The sequence below is a fragment of the Nocardiopsis terrae genome, from assembly GCF_014651695.1.
Taxonomy (GTDB): domain Bacteria; phylum Actinomycetota; class Actinomycetes; order Streptosporangiales; family Streptosporangiaceae; genus Nocardiopsis; species Nocardiopsis terrae.
Genome location: NZ_BMXJ01000015.1, coordinates 1 through 4978, shown reverse-complemented (window position 1 = coordinate 4978; position 4978 = coordinate 1). Strand labels below are relative to the sequence as shown.

At 70.4% G+C, this 4978-nt stretch carries 1 protein-coding gene; it reads left to right on the top strand.

Annotated features, from left to right (window positions below; all coding sequences use genetic code 11):
- Window positions 1–59: 59 nt before the first annotated feature.
- On the top strand, window positions 60–4978 hold a 4919-nt coding region (locus IE195_RS25960; RefSeq protein ID WP_191276419.1), incomplete at its 3' end, for an AMP-binding protein.

Genomic DNA, 4978 nt, shown 5'->3' with positions numbered 1-4978 from the left:
ACGGTGACGTGGGTGATGGGGAGCGGTCGGGGGTGTTGTGTGCCGAGCATCCGGCGTATGTGATCTATACGTCGGGTTCGACCGGCCGCCCCAAAGCCGTCGTCGTTCCGCACCGCGCCGTCGTGGACGTCGTGGTTCCGCTCATTGACGACTTCCGTTTCGGTCCGGGCGAACGCATGCTCCAGTTCGCTTCGGTCAGCTTTGACGCCGCGGTGTGGGAGTTCGTCATTCCGTTGTGCTCCGGCGGCACGATGGTGGTCGCTCCCGCCGAGCGCCTGATGCCCGGACCCGCGCTCGCCGAACTCGTCGCGGAGACGGGGGTCACGCTGCTCATCCTTCCCCCGGCGGCTCTGCCGGTCCTGCCCGATGGGGCGATCCCGCCCGGCGTCACTCTGGTCGTGGCCGGGGACACGACCGCCTCGGACCAGGTGGAGCGCTGGTCCGCAGACCGGGAGATGATCAACGGTTACGGTCCGACCGAGGTCACCGTGTGCGCGTCGAAGAGCGCACCCCTGTCCGGCGCAGTCGTTCCGTCCATGGGACGTCCCATCGCGAACGCGCGGATCTACGTCCTGGACGACGACCTCCGCCTGGCGCCGATCGGGGTGGTCGGAGAGGTCTATGTCGGCGGACGCGGTGTCGCCCGCGGCTATCTCGGCCGACCGGGACTGACCTCCGAGCGGTTCGTGGCTGACCCCTTCGGGCCTTCCGGCGGTCGGATGTACCGCACGGGTGATCTGGCGCGCTGGACCTCGACGGGCGAGCTGAGGTTCGCCGGCCGCGCCGACGACCAGGTCAAGATCCGCGGTCACCGTGTGGAACCGGGCGAGGTCGAGAGCGTGTTCACCAGTCACTCCTCGGTGGCACGCGGCGCCGTCGTCGCGCGGCGCGAATCCGGGAACGACCACCGACTCGTCGCCTATGTCGTCCCTCGCGCCGAGGTCGGGGCCTCCCCGGAGCACGAGGTGCTCGATGGTTGGCGCGCGACGTCGGAGGCGTTCTACTCCAAGCCCTCGGGGGAGTTCGGTTCTGATTTCTCCGGCTGGACGGACAGCTATACGGGTTCGCCCATCCCCGCTGAGGAGATGGCGGAGTGGTGTGAGGCGACGGTCGAACGGGTCCTAGCGCTGAACCCCCGCCGGGTACTGGAGATCGGTTGCGGGACAGGGCTGATCCTGGCCCGGGTCGCGCCGCACTGCGAGGAGTATCTGGGGACCGACCTGTCCCCGTCGGCCGTCGAACACCTGAGCGGACGTCTCACCGAGCGCCCCGACCTGGCGACGACCACCCGAGTGGAGGAACGGGCGGCCCACGACTTCGAGGGGCTCCCCGAGGGACACTTCGACACCATCGTCCTCAACTCCGTGGTCCAGTACTTTCCGGGTCCCGAGTACCTGGAGCGCGTCCTGCGGTCGGCGGTGCGGTACCTGGCTCCTGGCGGCAGCGTCTACGTCGGGGACGTGCGCCGCCGCACCCTCGCTCGAACCTTCCGCACGGCGGTCGCCTTGCACGGCGCGGCCGACACCGCCGACGCCGACACCGTGCGCGCGGCCGCCGAGCACGGGATAACGCGGGAGCGGGAGCTCATGGTCGACCCGGAGTTCTTCGCCGCCCTCACCGACGCGGTGCCGGCGATCACCGGAACCGAGCTGGAACTGCGCCGCGGTCGCGCCCACAACGAGATGACCCGGCACCGTTACGACGCCGTGATCCGCACCACGGCGTCGCGGGCGCACACCCTTCTCGACAGCCACGTGTGGGGCGAGGACCTGGGCGACGTCGAAGAGGTCCGCTCCCTGCTGGCCGACCACGCTGGGCTGCTACGCGTGGAGGGTGTTCCGAACGCCCGGCTGGCGGGTGAGGCCGCGGCGCGCCGTGCGCTGGAGGAGGGCTCTCTGGAGGAGGCCCGCGCGGCTCTGCGCACACCCGGGCCGGGCGGGGCCGTCGATCCGGAGCTGCTCTGGGAGATCGGCCGCTCCGCGGGCCTCCACACCTACGTCACCTGGGGTCAGGCACCGGAGGGGGACACCATCGATGTCCTCTACACGTCCGACCTCCGAGACCGTCCGGACGCCTGGCGCCGTCCCGACGTCCCGCTGAAGGCCCCGAGCGCCTACACGAACCGGCCCACGACTGCCGCGCCCACGAGAGAGCTCGCGGAAGAACTGCGCGGACACGCGGCGGCGATCCTGCCCTCGTACATGGTCCCGTCCGCGATCGTCATCACCGACCACATCCCGCTCACACCCAACGGCAAGGTCGACCGTGCCGCTCTGCCGGAGCCCGATCGCGGTCCCGTGCACGAAGGTCGGGAGCCGACCAGCCCCGCCGAGCGGGTCCTGTGCGAACTGTTCGCCGACGTACTGGGGCTCGCGGCGGTCGGCGTCGACGAGGACTTCTTCTCCCTCGGCGGCCACTCCCTGTTGGCGGCCCGTCTCATCGCGCGTGTCAAGGACGAGTTCGGTACCGAACCGGAGGTACGTGACGTCTTCGACGCGCCGACACCCGCGGGCCTCGCACGTCGCGTCGGCCACGGGGCGCCTGCTCGGCCTCCGCTCACGAAGCGCCCCCGTCCCGAGCGGGTACCGCTGTCCCACGCCCAGTTCCGCCTGTGGTTTCTGCACCGCCTGGAAGGACCGAGCCCGACCTACAACATTCCGATGGCGTTGCGCTTCGCCGAACCACTCGATCGTGAGGCGTTGGAGGCCGCGTTCGGCGACCTCCTCGAGCGCCACGAGTCACTGCGCACCGTGTTCCCGGAGGAGGAAGGCACCCCCTGGCAGCGGGTGCTGGACCCCAGTGAGCTCACCGGTCCCGTCCGCACCGTCGCGACATCCGATGAGGAACTGGAGGGTGCGCTCGCGGAGGCGGCACTGGACTCCTTCGACCTGACGACGGAACCGCCGCTGCGGGCGCGGTTGTTCACGGTCGGGTCCGACCGGAGCGTCCTGCTGTTGCTCACGCACCACATCGCGGCGGACGGGTGGTCTTGGCGCCCTCTCGTCCGTGACCTGGGGAGGGCTTACGCGGCCCGTCGCGCGGGGGAGCGGCCCGACTGGGAGCCGCTGCCCGTCCAGTACGCCGATTACACCCTGTGGCAGCGCGAGCTGCACGGGGACGAGGACGACCCGGACGGGCCGCTGCGTGAGCAGCTCGACTACTGGGTCGCGGAGCTCGACGGGGTGCCCGACCTGCTCCAGCTGCCCACCGACCGGGTGCGTCCGGCCCGCGCCCGGCAGCGGGGCGGCGCGGTCACGTTCCATCTGGACTCCGGTGTCCACGAGCGGGTTCGGGACGTGGCCGAAGGCAGCCGCGCCACGGTGTTCATGGTGATTCAGGCGGCCTTCGCGACCCTGCTGAACAAACACGGCGCTGGGACGGACATCCCGATCGGCAGCCCGATCGCGGGACGGACCGACACCGCGCTCGCGGATCTCGTCGGGTTCTTTGTCAACACCCTTGTGCTGCGCACGGACCTGTCCGGCGACCCGACGTTCCGCGAACTGCTGGGGCGGGTACGCGAGACGGGCCTCGCGGCCTACGCCCGACAGGACTTGCCCTTCGAGAAGCTGGTCGAACGCCTGTGCCCGGAACGGTCTATGGCACGCCATCCCCTGTTCCAGGTGATGCTCGCCTTCCAGAACGCCGACGAAGCCGAGCCGGACTTCGGCGGCCTGGGGGCCGAGGAGTTCGCCGTGGACATCGGAGTCGCCAAGTTCGACCTGCACCTGAGCGTCGTGGAACGCGCTGGCGGGGGAGGGCTCGACTGTGCCCTGGAGTACAGCGACGACCTCTTCGAGCGCTCGACGGCTCGGGCGCTCGTGGACCGGTTCCGCCGGGTCCTCCTCAGCGTGGTCGAACGGCCCGACACCCGACTGGCCGACGTCGACGTGCTCGCCGACGATGAACGGCGCCGCCTGCTCCAGGAGTGGGCGGTCGACGCGGACAGCCGGGCGTCCGACGTCCCGGTGACGACGATGTTCGCGCACCAGCTCGAACGCACCCCTTCTGCCGACGCCGTGGTGTGCGGCGAGCAACGGCTGACGTACGAGCGGCTCGACGAGCGGGCCGAGACGTGGGCTCGGCGGCTGGCCGCGTGGGGGGCCGGAAAGGACCGTATCGTCGCCATCGCTCTTCCGCGGTCGCCCGAGATGGTGGTTGCGATCCTGGCGGTGCTCAAGAGCGGAGCAGCGTACCTCCCGATCGACGCGGACTACCCCGCCGACCGGATCGCGTTCATGCTCCGGGACGCCCGGCCCGTCTGCGTGATCACGAACGACGAGGCGTCGGCGCGTGCCGCCGGAGCCGACGCCGTCTCCCCGGAACAGTTGGACGACCACGGCGGTCCGGTCGCTGAGCCGGAGCGCGTGGACCTCCCGGAGAGCCCCGCGTACGTGGTCTACACGTCCGGGTCCACGGGTCGCCCCAAGGCTGTGGTGATGCCTCACCGAGGTCTGTCGAACCTGTTGGGATGGCACGCCTGGAGGTTCCCCGCCGACGGGGAGGTGCGTACCGCGCAGTTCACCGCGGTCGGGTTCGACTTCTCCGTCCAGGAGATCCTCGCCGCGCTGGTCACCGGACGGACCCTCGTGATTCCTCCCGAGGAGGTTCGAACCAGCCCCGAGGACCTTGCCGTCTGGATCGACGACGAGGGGGTGAACGAGCTCTTCGCGCCGAACGTCGTCATCGAATCCCTGGCGGACACGGAGCGCGGGCGGACGAGCGGGCTCCCCTCGCTCCGCGATGTGTTCCAGGGAGGTGAGGCTTTGTCGGCGGGGCCGGCGGTGCGGGAGTTCTGCGCGCGTGTCCCGGGACGGCGCCTGCACAACATCTACGGTCCGGCTGAGACCCACGCCGCGACTGCCTACACCCTTCCGGCTGATGTGGGTGGGTGGCCTGTGGTGGTGCCGGTTGGTTCGGGTGTGTGGAACGCGCGTGTGTATGTGGTGGATGGTGCTTTGCGTCCGGTGCCTGTGGG